The 18231-nt window shown below is 55.1% G+C and carries 16 protein-coding genes; 7 read left to right on the top strand and 9 right to left on the bottom strand.

Going from position 1 to position 18231, the window contains the following annotated elements; genetic code table 11:
- The first annotated feature begins 559 nt into the window (after positions 1–559).
- Entirely contained in the window at positions 560–1192 is a 633-nt protein-coding gene (locus tag LJN55_RS00710) for a LysE family translocator (protein WP_133844922.1), read from the top strand.
- Here LJN55_RS00710 and LJN55_RS00705 read toward each other — a convergent pair.
- The 3 genes from LJN55_RS00705 to LJN55_RS00695 all read right to left on the bottom strand — a co-directional run bounded on the left by LJN55_RS00705 (position 1182) and on the right by LJN55_RS00695 (position 3585).
- Positions 1182–1952, bottom strand: coding sequence for a helix-turn-helix transcriptional regulator (locus LJN55_RS00705; protein WP_133844562.1), 771 nt, complete (start codon positions 1950–1952; stop codon positions 1182–1184). The two genes, LJN55_RS00710 and LJN55_RS00705, sit on opposite strands and share 11 nt — an antisense overlap.
- A 36-nt stretch (positions 1953–1988) precedes the next feature.
- On the bottom strand, positions 1989–2555 hold the full coding sequence (mntP, locus tag LJN55_RS00700) for a manganese efflux pump MntP (protein WP_133844564.1): 567 nt from the start codon (positions 2553–2555) through the stop codon (positions 1989–1991).
- Between the two features lie 433 nt (positions 2556–2988).
- Positions 2989–3585 carry a short chain dehydrogenase gene (locus LJN55_RS00695; RefSeq protein WP_167864199.1) on the bottom strand — a complete coding sequence of 199 codons (597 nt, stop codon included), beginning with the start codon at positions 3583–3585 and terminating at the stop codon, positions 2989–2991.
- 104 nt (positions 3586–3689) lie between these two features.
- Here LJN55_RS00695 and LJN55_RS00690 point away from each other — a divergent pair, with 104 nt between their 5' ends.
- A complete protein-coding gene (locus LJN55_RS00690) occupies positions 3690–4583 on the top strand; it encodes a LysR family transcriptional regulator (protein ID WP_227535471.1) in 894 nt (297 codons plus the stop codon).
- 53 nt (positions 4584–4636) lie between these two features.
- The gene (locus tag LJN55_RS00685; protein WP_133844569.1) at positions 4637–4879 is read left to right on the top strand and encodes a DUF1158 family protein; all 243 of its coding nucleotides are present in this window, start codon (positions 4637–4639) and stop codon (positions 4877–4879) included.
- A gap of 54 nt (positions 4880–4933) precedes the next feature.
- On the opposite strand, the gene LJN55_RS00680 is transcribed toward LJN55_RS00685, so the two are convergent.
- The 3 genes from LJN55_RS00680 to LJN55_RS00670 all read right to left on the bottom strand — a co-directional run bounded on the left by LJN55_RS00680 (position 4934) and on the right by LJN55_RS00670 (position 9291).
- Positions 4934–5377: a hypothetical protein gene (locus LJN55_RS00680; protein ID WP_227535470.1), complete on the bottom strand. Its 444-nt coding sequence runs from the start codon at positions 5375–5377 to the stop codon at positions 4934–4936.
- Positions 5378–5719: 342 nt separating this feature from the next.
- On the bottom strand, positions 5720–8395 hold the full coding sequence (mgtA, locus tag LJN55_RS00675) for a magnesium-translocating P-type ATPase (RefSeq protein WP_265106045.1): 2676 nt from the start codon (positions 8393–8395) through the stop codon (positions 5720–5722).
- Between the two features lie 197 nt (positions 8396–8592).
- Positions 8593–9291 (bottom strand): MgtC family protein, encoded by a 699-nt coding sequence (locus LJN55_RS00670; RefSeq protein ID WP_133844575.1) that lies wholly within the window; start codon positions 9289–9291, stop codon positions 8593–8595.
- Between the two features lie 708 nt (positions 9292–9999).
- Here LJN55_RS00670 and LJN55_RS00665 point away from each other — a divergent pair.
- A complete protein-coding gene (locus tag LJN55_RS00665) occupies positions 10000–11328 on the top strand; it encodes an MFS transporter (RefSeq protein WP_200642300.1) in 1329 nt (442 codons plus the stop codon).
- A gap of 240 nt (positions 11329–11568) precedes the next feature.
- Here LJN55_RS00665 and LJN55_RS00660 read toward each other — a convergent pair whose 3' ends face one another.
- A complete protein-coding gene (locus LJN55_RS00660) occupies positions 11569–13629 on the bottom strand; it encodes an AsmA family protein (protein WP_227535467.1) in 2061 nt (686 codons plus the stop codon).
- A gap of 63 nt (positions 13630–13692) precedes the next feature.
- Complete coding sequence (gene pdeH / locus LJN55_RS00655) at positions 13693–14466, bottom strand: cyclic-guanylate-specific phosphodiesterase (protein ID WP_133844583.1); 774 nt, start codon at positions 14464–14466, stop codon at positions 13693–13695.
- Between the two features lie 285 nt (positions 14467–14751).
- On the opposite strand from pdeH, the gene kdgK reads away from it, so the two are divergent.
- A complete protein-coding gene (gene kdgK, locus LJN55_RS00650; RefSeq protein ID WP_133844585.1) occupies positions 14752–15690 on the top strand; it encodes a 2-dehydro-3-deoxygluconokinase in 939 nt (312 codons plus the stop codon).
- Here the strand turns inward: kdgK and LJN55_RS00645 are convergent.
- Positions 15656–16936 carry an alginate lyase family protein gene (locus LJN55_RS00645; RefSeq protein WP_227535466.1) on the bottom strand — a complete coding sequence of 427 codons (1281 nt, stop codon included), beginning with the start codon at positions 16934–16936 and terminating at the stop codon, positions 15656–15658. The genes kdgK and LJN55_RS00645 overlap by 35 nt on opposite strands.
- Positions 16937–17063: 127 nt before the next feature.
- Here LJN55_RS00645 and LJN55_RS00640 point away from each other — a divergent pair, with 127 nt between their 5' ends.
- Positions 17064–17222: a hypothetical protein gene (locus tag LJN55_RS00640; RefSeq protein WP_159338354.1), complete on the top strand. Its 159-nt coding sequence runs from the start codon at positions 17064–17066 to the stop codon at positions 17220–17222.
- Positions 17223–17345: 123 nt separating this feature from the next.
- On the top strand, positions 17346–18221 hold the full coding sequence (locus LJN55_RS00635; protein WP_133844590.1) for an alpha/beta hydrolase: 876 nt from the start codon (positions 17346–17348) through the stop codon (positions 18219–18221).
- Positions 18222–18231 lie beyond the last annotated feature (10 nt).

Here is an 18231-nt window from a genome sequence, read left to right as displayed (position 1 = left end):
GTAACCGGCGGGAGGGGAAAGGTTTGCTAACTACTCAGCCACGCAAACTCGCCACTCTCCGCCAGAAGCAGTGGTGGTCGTGGTGGTGAGGAACAGCTGAGTATTTTGCATAGCAGTCAGATTCGCGCAGGACGCACGATGATGCAATATTTTTATAAAGTGATTATCAGAAGAGGTGATAACCATCGGTCAAATCCCTGACCGACGCGTTATCGAGGGTGTTCGGTGCAGCCGGCGCTTAAAGAACAGCGCCTGGCGGTACGTGTTTGAAGGTGTCGACATAAACCCGGAACACGTATTTGAAGAATTTTTTCATGATGACCTGTTTGCAGCTTTTGTTGAAAATCGCTAAAAAATTATACATGCCGCGCGTTTTTCAGGCAATATTTTATGAGCCAGATCACAAAATTGAGTTAATTATGCCGATAAAAAGGTAAACCGTTGCTAAACGGCAAACCCGGCCCGGGATGAAATCCCGACTTGCTGCGCAATTTTTTCCAATATTTCTGCAAGATGCCTGATGATAATGGCGGCCTCACTCATCCTGGATCGGACGCCAATGCCCTTCTCTAATGGTTTTCTCCTCAGTCTTTCCCTGTGCCTGGATATCGGCATCGCCAACATTGCGATGATCACCCTGGCGATGCAGCGCGGTTTTTTCCATGGCTTCTGGCTGGGGATCGGCACCTGCGTGGGCGATCTGATCTATGCGATCCTCGCGATGGCCGGAATGGCGGTGCTGCTGCAGTTCACTCCGGTACGCTGGGTATTGTGGATCGGCGGCTCCCTGATCCTGCTGTGGTTTGCCTGGAAGATGGTGCAAAGCGCCCTGCGCCCGACCGCAGAACTGAGCGCCGGGGATATCGGTGAAGCACTGAGTCTGCGCCAGAATTTTTTCCGTGGCATCTTCCTTGCCATGTCCTCACCCACGGCAATCCTGTGGTTTGCCGCCGTCGGCGGGGCGTTGATTTCGCGGATGAGCAGCAACGGCACCGCGGCTTCAGGCTGGTTCCTGAGCGGATTTTTCCTTGCAGGCGTTGTCTGGACGGCCGTGCTGTGCACGGTGGGCAGCGTGGGCGGACGGATGCTGGGGGCAAAGATGCTACGCTGGTCGTACATCGCGTCAGCGGTGATTTTCTGCTACTTCGCGGGTTACGTTATCCTTTCCGGTTACCGTGAATTTATCGGCTGAAGATACGCAGATAGTGATGCGGCGTAATGCCCATCATCTTCCGAAAGCTGTTAATAAAATGGCTCTGATCGTAGAAACCCAGCCGGTGCGCCACATCCAGCGCACTGTGCTGGTGCCGTAGCAGGTTACGCGCTGCCAGCAGGCGCAGCTGCATATGATATTGCAACGGCGCAATGCCGATCTGCTGGCGAAACTGACGCACAAAATGATATTTACTCAGCCCGGCGGCGGCGGCCAACTCATCCAGCGTCATCTTCATCGTCAGATTGTCACGCATGCACTCCAGCGCCCGCCCGATGGTGACGGGTGCCAGCGGGGTCTCCTCCCCATGGCTGTGTTTCAGCAGTTGGCTGGTCAGCCACAGCAGGTTTTGCTGCTGAACCTGCTCTTCATCCGGCGACAACACATAACCACATATCGCCGCGAACAATGCGGGATCGCGCAGCACCCCTTCCCGCAGGATCGGCAGTGATCGATCGGTGAGATCGGCAAAAACCTGTTGCGGTAAATGAATGCTAAAAAACTCAACCGGCTCGGCTCCAAACTGCGAAGACTGGAGCGTTTCAGGGTTATAAATGGTGATATCCCCGGCATGAACTGACAGGGTTTGCTGATGGAGGCTGAGGGTTTCAATGCCGCTGAGATTCGCACTGATGACATATTCTTCGTGGGTGTGCAGCGGGAAGGCCGCATGACTGGCGGTCAGATGTGAACATTCAATGTGATTACGGCTGTTCCAGTCGACTACCGATAACGCCATACCCACTCCGCCCCAGAAAGAGGCCGGAATTTCTGTTTACCGGCCCAGATGTTCAATCAAAATACTACAGCCGATACCAATGAGCACTACGCCGCCGAAAATTTCTGCCCATTTTCCCATCACCGGGCCAAGGAAGCGCCCCAGCAGAATACCCGCAGAGGCCATGACCATGGTGGAAAAACCAATCGCCAGCGCAGTGGTGACGATATTCACCTGCAAGAAGGCCAGGCCGACGCCGACTGCCATAGCATCCAGGCTGGTGGCGACAGCCGTACAGGCCAGCAGCCAGAAACCGTGGCTGGTTGGCGCTTCTTCTGGTTTGCACTCTTTCTTACGCACACCTTCAACGATCATCCGGCTGCCAAGAATAAACAGCAGTCCGAAGGCCACCCAGTGGTCCCACGCCATGATGTACTGGCTGGCAGCCAGACCAATCGCCCAACCAATCAGCGGTGTCAGTGCTTCAATCACACCGAAGATCAAACCGGTACGCAGTGCTTCTTTCAGGCTGGGGCGATGCAGACTGGCCCCTTTGCCGATAGCGGCCGCAAAGGCATCCATCGACATAGCAAAAGCCAGAATAAGAGTGGCGTATAGGTTCATTGTATTTATCCGGTCTGAAACCGCAGTTGCGTTCCAGTTCGTTAAAACATCAGCTTATGTTGGAAAAATAATCACAAGCTCGTTCAAGTGAAGCGCATCCTAGCACGCTAATCGCCAGAAAAAAAGACAGTAAAATCAGGGATTTGAGTATAGCCTTGGCTATACTTTTTAACGATTGCTATTTTAGCGGGGAAAATGTGGGCGAAAACTCTAAAAGAATTACCGTCTTACAAAAAGTGTAGGGATATACATCCCTGCGGGGGTTGGGGGATATTTCGCCACTTTTCAGCATCAATATCCCCACCTCATATGTCCTGAATAATTGGCGCTGGATCAAGGCGGTAAATAAATGCATCCCGATGAGCTGACTTAAGTCAGTGACTCGGGTAAGTGCATGCAACCAACGCAGAGCCAGCGTCAAGTATGACGGACATTACCAGACGCGGAAAACACGTCCGGTATCGATTCCCTCTACACTACGGCGATAGGCCAGTGCCACACGGCTTGCCGCTGCGCTTTCAAAACCGGGGAAGAACGGGCCGTAGCTTTCCAGCGATTCGGTTAAGACCGTTGGGCTGACGGCGTTAATGCGCAACCCGTTCAGTTCATTGGCCGCCGCCAGTACAAAGCCTTCCAGCGCGGCATTGACGGCGGTGGCATTGACCCCAGTGCGGATCGGCTGCTGGGCCAGAATCCCCGTTGTCAGCGTGAAGGAACCGCCGGGATTGACGAATGCCTGGCCGATCAGCACCAGCCGCACCTGCCCCATCAGCTTGTCCTGTAGCCCGCTGTTAAACTGTTCACTGCTCATGTCAGCCAGCGGGCCAAAGTGGACACCGCCTGCCGCTGAGATCACCGCATCTACCTTACCCGTTTGGGCAAACAGCGCTTTGACACTCTCCTCACGTGTAAGATCGACTTGAAAATCGCCCCGGGTTTTCCCCACGCGAATGACCTGATGGTCGCGCCCCAACTCCTGCACAATGCCCTGACCCACCGTACCTGATGCGCCAATCACTAAAATTTTCATGTTGTGTCTCCTGCCTGATGAATGAGTCCGGTCAGTGTGACGCAGTGCAGTTGCGGGATAAATGCGCGATACTTTCGGGAACTCCAAACCCAGAGTTTGCAATCATGGATAAATTACGCAGCATTGAAGCCTTTATCTGCGCTGTTGAGAGCGGCAACTTCAGCGAAGCCGCGCGGCGGCTGGATATCACCGCCGTGATGGTCGGTAAACATGTTCGCCAGTTGGAAACCGCGCTGAATACCCGCCTGTTGCAGCGAAACACCCGACGCCAGCATCTGACAGAAGCCGGAGAACGTTACTACCAGCAGTGCAAACAGGCACTGGTCCTGCTCAGGGAAGCGGATGAAAGCGTGGAAAATATGAAGCAGACGCCGTCCGGCTTGCTGCGTATCAGCGCCCCGCTCAATCTGGGGGCCAGCGCTATCGCGACCGTCGTCACCGGCTATCAGTTACGTTATCCACAGGTGAAGATCGCGCTGGATCTCAACGACCGCTTTGTCGATCTGATTGCCGAAGGGTTTGATTTTGCCATCCGTATCGGGGGGCTGAAGCATAATGAACCGCTGGTTGCCCAGTTTCTTGGAGAGTATCAGATGGTGGTGTGCGCAGCGCCGGACTATCTGGCACAACACGGCACGCCACAAACGCCCGGGGATCTGCATCGGCACCGCTGCCTCGCCAATATGGCATGGAATAAGAATAACGCCTGGCAGTGGGGCGATGTCACCTGGCCTTTCGACAACAGCCTTACCTGTAACGATGGTCAGGCGCTGCGTCAGGCGGCGCTGGCCGGTGCCGGGCTGATACTGCAACCGCGTATTCTGCTGGCGCAGGATATTGCTGCGGGTCGGCTGGTGCCATTGCTGCAACAGTGGCAACCGGCCAGTCGCCCGATTAATCTGCTGTGGCGCCAGGACCTCAGCCCGTCGGAAAAACGTAGCAGCTTTGTGCGCTGGATGCGTGAGCAAGTGCCCGCAGCCCTGGTGGTTAATGATTGAAGACGGTCTGGGATTAACAGAAAATAGCCGCAACTGACTAACACGGAATTGTGATGAAAAACCCGTTTGAAACTTTCCTGATGCCAATGAGCGCCCTGCTGCTCGGCTTTCTCTCGGCGCTGCTGCTGCCTGCGCCTTCATTCGGTCTGACGCTGGCACGCAGGCTGGTAGAGATGTTCCACCTGGCAGATATCGGCCAGCTGTATACGCTGGTGTTCTGCCTGTGGTTCCTGCTGCTGGGCGTGATTGAGTTTTACATCATCCGCTTTATTTACGTGCGGTTTATTCGCCCGTAAAAAAAATGGGCCGATCTTCTTTTTCGGTCGGCCCATAAGGAATCAACAAAAGAACTATGGAAAGAACTCATGTAACATTTTCTCTTTTCCCAGTGTAAAGACCAGGAAATCAGATTCTTTAAACTTATTTTCTTTAATTAGTTCGTGTCTTAACGCTTCAAATCTTTTGTCATCCATAAAAAACAGGGCACTGATATAGTCTGAATCAATAGCATTGTTTTCTTCAGACAGAGCAATAACTTTTTTATAGCACCCCTCGTCTCTTTTCTCTAGCCGTTCCTGCAACATACACTGAGTGAGTAAGTTAGTCCGCGTGAGGTTTTTCTTATATGGAATTATAAAAATCGAACTACCGATAAGTATTTCATCTAAACCGAGGGAAAATGATTTACCTTTGGTATCAAGTATATATTTATTATGAACAACATTATTTTTTACTGTACACCAGGGTATGACTTTCCCTGACCCGTGAGTAAAACGAAATGATTTTATCGGCATTATATCCCTCTTGTTTTTCATCTTCCATATGAGGACTCAGGTTGATTTCTTTTTATTCAGTCGTCAAGTTCAGTCCATTGTATTAATGAAAAATGGATAAAACCCGAGGTGCCGGTACAAATCATCGGAACGGGGCGACCGGAAAAATGGTCTTCATTACGGTGGGTGCAAACTATCGGTTCGCGGCCACCTGGATTCTGTAGGGGCGGACCTTCTCTTTCGGTCCGCCCGTTTTATTTATCCGCTAAATATCATCGCAATACTGCTGGAAAAAATCAGCAATCCAACGAAAAACAGCACGATAGCCGTAACGGCATTCGACTTTTTCATGATCTCTCCTCCTCAGAACCACTGACCGAAACGGCGCATATAAAGACGTTTCATGCCCTGCGTCACCAGGCAGTAGCCCAGCAGTGTCGCCAGCAGCCACGGGAAGTAATTCCACGGCAATGGCACCAGCCCCACCGCATGGCCCAGCGGTGAGAAGGGAATCAAAATACCCAGCGCCATCACCAGCCCGGTCATCAGCATCACCGGCAACGCGGCGCGGCTCTGAATAAACGGAATTTTCTGCGTGCGCAGCATATGCACCACCAGCGTCTGCGACAGCAACCCTTCAACAAACCAGCCAGACTGGAACAGCGCCTGCGCCTCAACGCTGTTCGCGGCAAAGACATGCCACATCAGCCAGAAGGTGGTGATATCGAAGATCGATGAAGTGGGCCCCATCCACAGCATAAAGCGACCGATATTCTTCGCATCCCACTGGCGCGGTTTACGCAGAAACTCCTTGTCCATCTTGTCCCACGGCAGCGCCAGCTGGGACAGGTCATACATCAGGTTCTGCAAGAGCAGATGAATCGCCATCATCGGCAGAAACGGAATAAAGGCGCTGGCCACCAGCACGGAGAACACGTTGCCGAAGTTGGAGCTGGCGGTCATATTCAGGTACTTGATGATGTTGCCAAACGTCTCGCGGCCTTTGATCACCCCCTGTTCCAGCACCAGCAGGCTTTTCTCCAGAAGAATGATGTCTGCTGACTCCTTGGCGATGTCAGTTGCACTGTCGACGGAAATCCCGACATCCGCCGCGCGCAGCGCCGGGGCATCGTTAATCCCATCACCGAGGAAACCCACGGTGTGCCCGTTACCTTGCAGCGCCTGCAACACGCGCGTTTTCTGCTGCGGGCTGAGACGGCAGAACAGGGTTCTCTGCTCCACCAGGCGCGCCAGCTCAACATCACTGATGCGCGCAAGCTCACTGCCGCACAGCGGCTCCCCCGGCTCCAGCCCCACATCCCGGCAGATTTTGCTGGTGATCACCGCGTTATCCCCGGTCAGCACTTTGACCGTCACACCCTGTTCATGCAGTGCGGCTATCGCGGCAGCCGCACTCTCTTTCGGCGGGTCGAGGAACGTCAGCAGGCCAGTGATGACCAGTTCACGTTCATCGGCGGCGCTGAGCTGAGTGATTAGCGAGTGCTCACTTATCTGGCGAGTTGCCACCACCAGCACACGGAAGCCCTGCTGGTTATAGTCCGCTGCTAACTGCCGAATCTGACGGCATGTTGCTTCATCCAGTGGACGCACTTCTCCTTCATCCTGCCACCAGGCTGAGACCGCCAGCATCTCCTCCACCGCCCCTTTGCAAATCAGGGTCTGCTGGCCATCGTCTGCGACCAGCACCGACAGGCGGCGGCGTTCAAAATCAAACGGCAGTTCATCGATTTTACGAAAGCGCCACAGCCCACTGACGGCAGCGTTACCCTGGCTGAACCCCAGTACTGCGCGGTCCATCAGGTTTTTTACCCCGGTCTGATGACGGCTGTTAAGCCAGGCCAGTTGCAGTACGCGGTCATCACTGCTGCCCCGCACATTGAGGTGCCCGGCGAGAATGATTTTGTCCTGGGTTAAGGTGCCGGTTTTATCACTGCATAACACATCCATCGCGCCCAGGTTCTGGATAGCATTCAGACGTTTTACGACCACTTTGCGTTTCGACAGGGCAATTGCCCCTTTCGCCAGATTAGAGCTGACAATCATTGGCAGCATTTCCGGCGTCAGGCCAACGGCGACGGCCAGCGCAAACAGCAGCGCATCGCTCCAGTCGCCTTTGGTGTAGCCATTAATCAGCAAGACCACCGGAACCATCACCAGCATAAAACGGATAAGCAACCAACTGACACTGTTGACGCCACGGTCAAAGGAGGTTTGTGGGCGCTCACCGACCAGCGACTTCGCCAGGGAACCAAACCAGGTCTGATTGCCCGTTGCGACCACTACCGCCGTCGCACTGCCGCTGGCCACATTGGTACCCATCAGGCAGATACCGGGCTGGCTCAGCAAATCCTGCTCATCGGCCAGCGGGCTGGCGCGATGAAGGTGACTGTGGCTGTCGTATTTCTCGATCGGCAGCGCTTCCCCGCTCAGCGCCGCCTGGCTGACAAACAGGTCGCGTGATGAGAGCAGCCGCACGTCTGCCGGGATCATATCGCCCGCCGACAACAGCACGATGTCGCCTGGAACCACCTCCTGAAGCGGCACCTCAATGCTGACCGCTTCACTGTCGGCATGGCTGCGGCGCTGCACCGTAGCAGTGGTGCTGACCAGCGATTTAAGGGCTTCTGTGGCTTTATTGGTGCGATATTCCTGCCAGAAGCGCAGCAATCCACTGAGACTAATCATCACCAGCATAATGATGGCACCGGTCAGATCGGTCTCTTCTCCCCGGCGAAGTGGGAGGATGTAGTCGGTCAGCACGCTGATGGCCGCCAGCACCATCAGGATCCAGATAAACGGATTATTAAACGCCTGCAACAGCTGGGTCAGCGCCGCCGGGGCAGTATCGCTGGCGATTTGGTTGGCGCCGTACTGCTGTAACCGTGCCGCCGCCTCTTCGCGGGTGAGGCCCTGGCGTTGGGTATTAAGATGAGCGAGGGTGTGATCCTGGCTCTGAGTAGCCGCGCTGGCGATCGCCAGGTCACGTGCCATTTTCAGGTTGCTCTGGTGCATTTTCATCATGCCATTCCTTGAACATAGGTGTTTCACGCGCAGGCATAGCACGCCTGCACACGAGGATTTTTTTATTGATTCAGGGGGGAGGCGACGGGCAGGATGAACAGCAGGCTGGAATTATTTCCGCATGTGCCTCCTGTTATCACACCACTGCCTCTCCCGGGACGGAGGTTCTTTCATCATTGTGCTCCTGTGTGGGGTTAAATCGCCTGGTCTGGCGCTATCCGCCAGTGCACCGCACTGACACTTTTTTCCAGACTGATGCGGCAGACAATACTTTCAATCTCCCGCTGCGCGGCGGGAAATGCCATCACGTCAGCGCTCACTTCCAGATGACCCGGGCGGGCGATATCCGCGCTGTACAGCGACTGCAGGCGCAGTGCCATTCCATTCAGCGCCTGCAGGATCAGCGTGCGCACCAAAATTTCATCTTCACTGCCGCACACAATCTGAATGCGGTAGCGCTGCTCCGGCTCATGCTCTGTCGCGCTGGGCCGGGTATTGATACGCTGGGCCGCTTCACGCAGCAGGATATTAGCGCATAGCAGCACCAGGGTTGCCGCGGTGGCATTGGCAAACTGCCCAAGCCCGCACAGCACGCCCACTCCCGCAGAGCACCACAGCGTTGCTGCCGTGTTCAGCCCGGAGATGTTCATTCCCTGGCGCATAATGACGCCGGCACCTAAAAAACCGATACCGGAAACAATCTGTGCGGCGATACGCCCAGGGCTGTCCGGCGAGGTGCTGACCGAACTGAGAATAAAAATAGCCGCACCGGTGGCTACCAGCGCATTGGTACGCAGGCCAGCCATACGCTGTCGCCACTGGCGCTCGGCACCAATAATCGCCCCCAGCGCTACCGCCAGGGTCAAATGCAGGATAAAAGGAGTCCATGTCATCTTTGTCGTTCTCATTGTCGTCTCACGACGGGAATTGAGATGCGCACAGGCGCACCGGTTGCACAGGAATTAACGCAGGCAGCCCGGAGGAAAAAGATGATGACGTTGTGGTGTGAAAACAAAAAAGCGCATACGCAATCCCCGTCCGGCCACAGGCTGGACATCTTAAAGTTCTTTATACGGGATGCTACTGCTCTGAGAAGAGAGGAAACATAGCCCGCCGATTAACGGCAGGCGCACAACGGAGTAGGCCTGCCTTTATAACGCGTGAGTTACAGGGTGACTGTCCAATTGTGTGCTCCTGAGAAGAAAGTGACGAGATTCTATTCCGCCGAAACCAGGTTGTAAACCGTGCTGATAGTTTACTTTCTAAACCTTTTATCAACGATATTAAGAAACCCCTTAGCCGTAGTGCAACGGCAACCGGGCATAAAGCAGTTGATAATCTGGACAAGTGGCGATAATTCAACCAAAAGACAGCATTTATTGCTGAGACATAACTTTAATTTGGCTGTTTTGCAGTGGTTCACGCCAGAAATCGTCGATTTCGCCCTGCCATTCACCCTCAAATATCGCGGAATGAAAATTATCCTCTTTTCGCTGGATTAACCCGCCTGTTCGGTGCTTTTTCGCCATTGAATGCGGCTTTGCCTGTGCGTAAGATTCGTTGTTACGCCGTTTACATTCACATTCAAATAAGAAAAATTTATGCAAGCTTCCATCGCGCCATCCATCGACACCGACCCCAACGCCACGCCCGTCAACTCTCGCGGTAAAGTCGTTATTGCTTCACTGGTCGGCACTGCTATCGAATTCTTCGATTTCTATATTTATGCTACTGCCGCGGTAATCGTGTTCCCGCATATCTTCTTCCCACAGGGCGATGCCACCGTTGCCACGCTACAGTCACTGGCGACCTTCGCCATTGCCTTTATCGCACGCCCTATCGGTTCAGCGGTGTTTGGCCACTTTGGTGACCGTGTCGGACGTAAAGTCACGCTGGTCGCCTCGCTGCTGACCATGGGCATTTCAACCGTTGCGATCGGCCTGCTGCCGAGCTATGAAACGATTGGCGTGTTCGCTCCCCTGCTGCTGGCGCTGGCACGTTTTGGTCAGGGTCTGGGACTGGGCGGCGAATGGGGTGGTGCGGCACTGCTGGCCACGGAAAACGCTCCGGCGAAAAAACGCGCCCTGTATGGATCCTTCCCGCAGCTTGGCGCGCCAATTGGCTTCTTCTTTGCCAACGGCACCTTCCTGCTGCTCTCCTGGCTGCTGACTGACGAACAGTTTATGAGCTGGGGCTGGCGCGTGCCGTTTATTCTCTCAGCGGTATTAGTGCTGATCGGCCTGTATGTCCGTGTCTCATTGCATGAGTCGCCGGTTTTCGCCAAAGTACAGAAAGAGAATAAACAGGTGAAAGTGCCGATTGGCACCCTGTTCAGCAAGCATCTGGGTACCACTATTATTGGTACATTCATCATGCTGGCGACCTACACCCTGTTCTATATCATGACCGTTTACTCCATGACCTACGGCACCACGCCCGCGCCTAACGGACTGGGCATTCCACGTAATACCTTCCTGTGGATGCTGATGCTAGCGGTGATTGGTTTTGGCATCATGGTGCCGATTGCCGGGCTGCTGGCCGACCGCTTTGGTCGCCGCAGGACGATGATCGTCATTACCCTGATTATTATCGGCTTTTCGATGATCTTCCCCTCGATGCTGGGTTCCGGTAATCAGATGCTGATTATGGCTTTCCTGGTCTGTGGCCTGAGCATTATGGGGCTGACTTTCGGACCGATGGGCGCACTGTTACCGGAGCTGTTCCCGACCGAAGTCCGTTATACCGGAGCATCGTTCTCCTATAACCTGTCGTCGATTCTGGGGGCATCCATCGCGCCGTATATCGCCACCTGGTTAGCGCACACTTACGGGCTGTTCTATGTCGGCGTTTACCTGGCGTCGATGGCCTGCCTGACGCTGATTGCGCTGATCCTGTGCAAAGAAACCCGTCACGAATCGTTGTTTGATTGATATTGCCTGATGGCGGGTCGGGCATGCCCGACCCCTACAGCGGATCCAGGGGCGAGGCATGGGTACAGACCGACCACATTCCTCGCCCGTATCGATGACCGTAGGGGCGAGGCATGGGTACAGACCGACCACATGCCTCGCCCGTATCGATGACTGTAGGGGCGAGGCATGCCTCGCCCGTGTCAATGATTGTAGCGGTGAGGTCTGCCTCGTCCTTATCAATACCCGCCCCGCACGACGTTATTTCCCGCTTTTCATCTGCTGCAATACGCGGCTGCATTGATTATCGTCGTTGTCACTCGGTGAGATCAGCGCCAGCAGCGCCGCTGCCGGGGCCACCACCGCACCTAATGCCACCGCTGCCGCACCGCGAGCAAGCAATGGCCCGGGCTTCACACCGGCATCGGGATTTTTAAAGGTGCCACGTACGTACAGCGGCGAGCGCAGCGTGATAATCCTGATGCCTTTGCTGTCCGGGTTAATCGACAGATCCAGCCGTTCGTTAGCAAAATTGGTGGTGCCGGTAATATTGATAATCGCGTTTTCGGTATCGAAGACAAACAACCGTGACGAGGCCAGACCATTGTTCACCTGAAGATTGGCGGCCGCGCAGTTGATTTTCACTTCATCATCACCAAACAGCTTACCCACCACGTAGTTACCCACGTTCAGACCCACAATTTCCATCAGACTGCGGCTGATCAGGCCATCGTTCATCAGCAGCTTCAGGTCACCGTTGCTGGTTGCCAGCAAATCGGCCACTGAATTACCGCGCCCGCTCAGCGTCGCATCACCGTTCATCTGGCCAAGCGCACTCTGCATCGCTTCCACGCCCGGGAACAGCTGCCGCAGCTTCAGATTGCGGGCATGGAGATCCACGCGTCCCTGCATTGGCGATTTGTCGCCTTCCAGCCGGACGCTGGCATTCAGGTTTCCTCCCGCCATGCCGAAGCGCAGCGGGTCGAGGCGCAGATCGCCGTTTTTCAGGATCAGATGAGTGGAAAGATCGCTGATCGGCAATGAGCTGCTGTGCTCTATGCGCCGACCTTTGAATGTCACATCCGCATCCATCACATCCCAGTTTTTCGTGTCGAACTTATCATGCGGCAGCACGCGATCGGCGGGCTGCGTGGCGGCCTCTCCACGTTGTGCCTTGGCCTTTTCGGTCTTTTCACTGCCTTTACCGGAATTGACGCCAATCAGCGGGCCGAGATCGGCCATACGCAGCTGACGCGACTCCAGCGTCCCTTCCAGCTTAGGTCGGGGTTTGCTCTGACTGTAGGTCAGGGAACCATGAATATCGCTGTCGCCGATATGGCCGTTAAAGCCCTGATAGCGAAACACCGCACCGGCGGCCTGCTGGAAACGCGCCGTCAGATGGCCATCCGTTTCATACGGCGGCGTATCCGGCAGCAGAACGCCCGTCAACCCATAGAGGTTGGCCAGGGTATCACCGGAGAAACGCAGGCGAATATCTACCCCGCCGAGGTTCATCGGGTCCTGCACGGTCCCCGCCACCCGCACGCGCGTGGTGCCACTGCGGATATCAGCCTGAATCGGGAATGGCGTATTCTGGCTGCGTAACGACAGCATGCCGCCCATTTTGCCGTCACCGTTCAGTTTCTCGTTGTTGTACGTCCCGCTGACTCGCCAGCCGAAGACAAAATCTGCCGCCCCTTTTTGCTGGTCGTTGCCTCCTGCCAACTGGGCATAAGGCACCGGTTTACCCAGCGGATCGACGGTGATCTGCACATCCGCCTTATTGATCGCATCACGATAAGCGATGTTCCCCTGATCAAAAACGATATTATCCAGACGGAACGACCATGCGGAAGGCGGCTGATTTTCCTGTTTTGAGTCACTGCCCGCGAGGTTAAACGTCCAGTTATTTTTGCGGTCGGCCGTTTGCACCAGCTTTGCGGTCGGTTGTTGCAGTTTGATCCACGGCAGATACACCTGCTTACTCAGCAGCGCCAGGGGTGAGAGAGTGGCGTCGATACGCGCCAGATGCAGCATGGTGACATCAGGAATGTCAGGAGGGTTACCCAGCATAATGTCCTGGGCATGGACGTGCGGCCAGGGCACCCAACGACGCCAGCCAGGTTCGCTGCGGTTGCGCTCCCACGCCACACCCAGATCGCCACGAATGGCAAACGGGCGGTTAATCTCGGCAGAAACTTTCTGGTTGATGGTGGGCTTCAGGCGATTCCAGTCGAAGGTGGCGATCACAATGACCATCACCCCCACCAACAGCACAAAAATCCCGGCAATCCAGCTAATGACTTTCCCCGTACGCGACATTCGTCGTCTCCTTGATGGCTATCCGTCTCTGGTTAAAGATAGTCGAGACGACAGCACATGGGATCAGACGAGGTTCAGCGGCAATGCCTCAAGCTGTTCAAACGGCATAGGACGGGCAAAGAAATACCCCTGTGCAGCATAGGCAGGAGAGTTACGTACCTGCTCCCACTCTTCAGGTGTTTCTACCCCTTCAACAATCACCCCTTTGCAGTAGCGATTGATCAGGGCCAGCAGCATTCCAAACAGATTTCGGCCCTCTTCGCTTTCACGCAGCAGGATAAACAGCTCGCGTGCGAGCTTGATGTAGTCGTACTTCAGTTCGGTCAGCGCGGAGAAGTTCGCCATGCCGGAGCCGAAGTCATCCAGCCACAGCGGCCCCAGTTCAGGCATCTGCGCAACAATCACTTCCTGTGGCAACACATGGTGCTCGACCAGTTCAAAACGCACCCACGGGCAGCGTGCAATTAACTGACGAACGGTTCTGTTATGCTGGATTTCCAACAGCGTTGGCCCGTCGATATTGACGGAGGCGACGATGTTAGTACTGGCAAATTTTCTTTCCCATTTAGCCAGCAGCGTCAGCTGCTCGGCCACAATATGCAGGCGTTGAGGGATCTCAAGCGTTGCAAAATAAAGCTCCGGCGAAACTCTCTGGCTCGGCGCGGATGGGTGAAACACCGCTGTGAGCAACTCAATTGCCATCAGGCTACCGTCTACCCGGTAAATCGGCTGGAAGTTATAGGAACGCTGACACTGTTGCCAGTAAACAGGTTCTTTAAGCTGCTCTTGTTCGACGATTGCGTTCGGTAACCGGTGACTGAGGCTATTCAGCACCATTATTATGATCCTTTATTTGTGAGACCGCCTTCGTATGGCATCCCGTGTTGCAAGTATCGGCACTGTCCCTGAGAACTTTATCGACATACAGCCACGTTAGCCTTGCTAAGATTACCCATCTTTTGCCCTTTCAATCGCTAAAACAGGCGCTGTTTAGGGCGTTTTATCATCAGTTGGCCCGGACTAAACCCACGTCACAATAAAATTAAAACATCGTTTTAAATCATTGACTGTTGCCCCGCACGCAGCGAGACTGAACGCAGACTTTTCATTGAGCGAATGACCATGACGCAACAGAAACTGGCCGTGATCGGCGAATGTATGATTGAACTCTCCCAGCAGGGTCGCGATATGAGCCGGGGATTTGGTGGCGATACGCTGAATACCGCGGTGTACGTAGCTCGCCAGGTACCAGAGCAGGCGCTGCGGGTGGATTATGTGACCGCATTGGGTCAGGACAGCTTCAGCAGTGAGATGATCGCCGCCTGGCAAAGCGAGTCGCTACAGACCGGCCTGATCCAGCGCATGGAGAACAAACTGCCAGGCCTGTATGTGATTGAAACCGACCCGCAGGGTGAACGTACGTTTTACTACTGGCGCAACGATGCTGCCGCGCGTTACTGGCTGGAAGGCGAGCGTGCAGAAGCGATCTGTCAGCAGCTGGCCCATTATGACTATCTCTATCTGAGCGGGATCAGCCTCGCGATCTTAAGCCCAGAGAGCCGGGAAACCCTCTACGCCCTGCTGGCCGCGTGCCGCAAAAACGGCGGCAAGATTATTTTCGATAATAACTACCGCCCACGCCTGTGGCAGAACCCGCAAGAGGCGCAGAGTGCCTATCAGGCAATCCTCGCCTGCACCGATATCGCGTTCCTGACGCTGGACGATGAAACCCTGCTGTGGGGCGAAGCCAGCGTAGCAGACGTGATTGCACGCACGCAGCAGGCGGGCGTCAGTGAGATTGTGATTAAACGCGGTGCCGATGCCTGCCTGGTAGCGAATGGCAGCGAGCCGCTGCTGGAGATCCCCGCGGTGCGTCTGCCGGCATCAGCGATAGTTGATACCACGGCAGCAGGTGACTCCTTCAGCGCTGGCTACCTCGCCGTACGTCTGACTGGCGGGAGCGCAACCGAAGCCGCACAGCGCGGCCACCTCACCGCCAGTACGGTGATCCAGCATCGCGGGGCGATTATTCCCCGTGAGCGGATGCCTGCGCCTCGCTAACGCGCGGCACGGCCAGCAGCCAGGTATCACGTAGCGCGGAGATCGTTGCCCCGCGCCCTTCTCCGCCATTGGGCAGATCCCAGTTAGCCTGACGGATCGCCGCCTGATAGCGATCGCTATTACGCTGATTATCGGCCTGCGACAGCAACGGGATCAGGCGCACGCCAATACGGTCAAGGCTGTGGTAGGGCCAGGTTTTGTTGTTGCCGCTGTACGGTGCCATAAAATCCAGCGCTGTCAGCAGGCTGGCCTGCTGCGGGGTACGGTAATGCCACAGATCACCGGTATGACTGTTCTGCGCCACCTTGGCCAGCGCGGTCAGTGCCTGCAAATTAAACCAGCTGTAGTGGAAAGATCGGGTGCGTGCCAGCTCCTTCGGCTGGCTGCCATCGGCAGCAAACTGGTGACTCATGCGTTTTTTTGCCTGCTCCAGCATGGGTGGGATCACCTCAGGCCGTTGCAGATACCAGGCAATACCCGCCACCTGCACGTTGTACCAGCTACCGTGATTATTCTCAGCCTGCGCTTCCCCCTTACCCTGTTTGCTGGTCTGTAGCCAGTGCAGGTAATCACTCATCCACTGCTGCATCTGCTGTTCATCCTGCGCACGCCAGCCAGGCGCGGTGCGCAGCATCAGCAGGGAATCCACAATCCGCGTGGCAAAGTAACGTCCATCGAGCACGCCAGAGCGCCGCCCTTCCGCCTTGCCCGGTACGCTCTGGGCCCAGTTCAGGTTAGGGTTCATCCGCGTGGCAGGATCGAGAAACCAGTGGCGGATCAGGGCGATCGCGCGATCGGCATAGCGTTCATCGCCGGAGAAATACCAGGCCAGCGTCAGGGTCTGTACCCGGGCGGTAAACGTCGCCAGCCGCACACCGTCGCTGTCATTGTTCTTAGTTGAAGGGTTGATTTTACCGTCACGGCGTACCCACGGCAGCCCATCCGGAGACGCGTCATCTGGCCACCAGTAGGCACTGAGGCTCAGGTAATCGTGTTTTGAACCGCTGGGAGGCGTAAGCCCTTTCTCTGTCACGCTCAGCAGTGGCGCAACCAGCGCCTTATCGGCCTCGTGCTGTAGCTGATGCCAGGCTTTCAGTGTCAGCGTGGGTGCCTGCTGCTGCTGCAACCGCGTTTTATTCAGCACCAGGTCATCCTGGTTGAGAAACGCATACTGCTGCGCAAACAGGGGCAAACTGACGAACATCCCCAGACATAAAATCAGGATATAACGCACACTGCGTTTCATCTTCACTCTCCGTTCAGATTCCGTCTGACAGCATAGTCTCTGACAGTAAAATATGCCGTTCTGATGAATCAATAATATTAAGTCAAATTATTACCGGGGAAAGTTCCTGAGCAAAGAACCATTATTAATGAGTAAAAACAGCAGCCGCATAAATAGTTTGTGTTTAGGTCAATATTTAAAAAAATCTAATGTAAAAGCTGCCCAGAGCAGCAATGACAGTGCATCAGGCCGGAAAAAAGAAAGAATTGAGTATATTCCGAAATTGATTACCGATGAGGTGAAATAGTAGACGGCGGAAAAATAAAGCGGCACAGTTTCTGTTCAATACGCCGTGATAAATATCACCTTCCTTTTTTCTACGGCTTCTATAATTTCTAATTATTGTTGCAGCAATAATATTGAGGCGCCTATGAACGCAGAAATTTTCAACCTCTGGCCACACGGCGATGCGCCAGGCGCCAGCGATTCACGGGCGCAGCCGCAGATTATTGATTTGGCCAAACCTTATGAGCCCTTCGACCGTGCTGCCAGCGGCGTCCGCTGTCCGGAGCTGGCGGTGTGGTACCCGGAACAGTCGAACGGCATCACGCTGCTGGTCGCCCCTGGCGGCGGTTACCAGCGCATCATGATCGATAAAGAGGGCAGCGCCCTGGCGATGTTCTTTACCTCTATGGGCTATACGCTGGCGGTCATGACCTATCGTCTGCCCGCAGATGGTCACCATGAAGGTGCTGATGCGCCACTGGCCGATGCCCAGCGCGCCGTCAGAGTGCTGCGTGAACGTGCGCTGCGTGGCCGCAATGGTGAGAAAATTGTCATGATGGGTTTCTCAGCCGGAGGGCATGTCGCCGCCAGTCTGGGAACGCGTTTCGGTGAAAAACTCTATCCGGTGCAGGATGCTGCTGATGCGCGCTCTCCGCGCCCCGATGCGCTGGTACTGATCTATCCGGTCATCAGTATGCGTGACGGGCTGGCTCATAGCGGGTCGCGTCTGCAACTGCTGGGTGAAAACCCAGGCCAGAAGGAAATTGACGCGTACTCAATGGAGAATCGCGTGAGCGATAACACACCGCAGACGCTGCTGATCCACGCCGTTGATGACGCGTCAGTGCCGGTGAATAACAGCATGGTGATGTTTAGCGCTTTGCGTGAACATCAGGTGCCGTGCGAGCTGCACTTCTATGAAAAAGGCGGCCACGGCTTTGGCATTCGCAACGTGGCCGACCTGCCGCTCGCCAGCTGGCCGATGCTGGTCAACGAATGGCTACGCGCGCGGAAATGGTGATATCACGGGC

This window comes from Erwinia rhapontici, from assembly GCF_020683125.1.
Lineage (GTDB): Bacteria > Pseudomonadota > Gammaproteobacteria > Enterobacterales > Enterobacteriaceae > Erwinia > Erwinia rhapontici.
This window is presented reverse-complemented; position numbering and strand designations above follow the sequence as displayed.

Bases quoted from the DNA above. Each gene is read 5' to 3' on its own strand.
- LJN55_RS00710 (WP_133844922.1), top strand. From the start codon at position 560: ATGCCCTTCTCTAATGGTTTTCTCCTCAGTCTTTCCCTGTGCCTGGAT.
- LJN55_RS00705 (WP_133844562.1), bottom strand. From the start codon at position 1,952: ATGGCGTTATCGGTAGTCGACTGGAACAGCCGTAATCACATTGAATGT.
- mntP (WP_133844564.1), bottom strand. From the start codon at position 2,555: ATGAACCTATACGCCACTCTTATTCTGGCTTTTGCTATGTCGATGGAT.
- LJN55_RS00695 (WP_167864199.1), bottom strand. From the start codon at position 3,585: ATGAAAATTTTAGTGATTGGCGCATCAGGTACGGTGGGTCAGGGCATT.
- LJN55_RS00690 (WP_227535471.1), top strand. From the start codon at position 3,690: ATGGATAAATTACGCAGCATTGAAGCCTTTATCTGCGCTGTTGAGAGC.
- LJN55_RS00685 (WP_133844569.1), top strand. From the start codon at position 4,637: ATGAAAAACCCGTTTGAAACTTTCCTGATGCCAATGAGCGCCCTGCTG.
- LJN55_RS00680 (WP_227535470.1), bottom strand. From the start codon at position 5,377: ATGCCGATAAAATCATTTCGTTTTACTCACGGGTCAGGGAAAGTCATA.
- mgtA (WP_265106045.1), bottom strand. From the start codon at position 8,395: ATGAAAATGCACCAGAGCAACCTGAAAATGGCACGTGACCTGGCGATC.
- LJN55_RS00670 (WP_133844575.1), bottom strand. From the start codon at position 9,291: ATGACATGGACTCCTTTTATCCTGCATTTGACCCTGGCGGTAGCGCTG.
- LJN55_RS00665 (WP_200642300.1), top strand. From the start codon at position 10,000: ATGCAAGCTTCCATCGCGCCATCCATCGACACCGACCCCAACGCCACG.
- LJN55_RS00660 (WP_227535467.1), bottom strand. From the start codon at position 13,629: ATGTCGCGTACGGGGAAAGTCATTAGCTGGATTGCCGGGATTTTTGTG.
- pdeH (WP_133844583.1), bottom strand. From the start codon at position 14,466: ATGGTGCTGAATAGCCTCAGTCACCGGTTACCGAACGCAATCGTCGAA.
- kdgK (WP_133844585.1), top strand. From the start codon at position 14,752: ATGACGCAACAGAAACTGGCCGTGATCGGCGAATGTATGATTGAACTC.
- LJN55_RS00645 (WP_227535466.1), bottom strand. From the start codon at position 16,936: ATGAAACGCAGTGTGCGTTATATCCTGATTTTATGTCTGGGGATGTTC.
- LJN55_RS00640 (WP_159338354.1), top strand. From the start codon at position 17,064: ATGAGTAAAAACAGCAGCCGCATAAATAGTTTGTGTTTAGGTCAATAT.
- LJN55_RS00635 (WP_133844590.1), top strand. From the start codon at position 17,346: ATGAACGCAGAAATTTTCAACCTCTGGCCACACGGCGATGCGCCAGGC.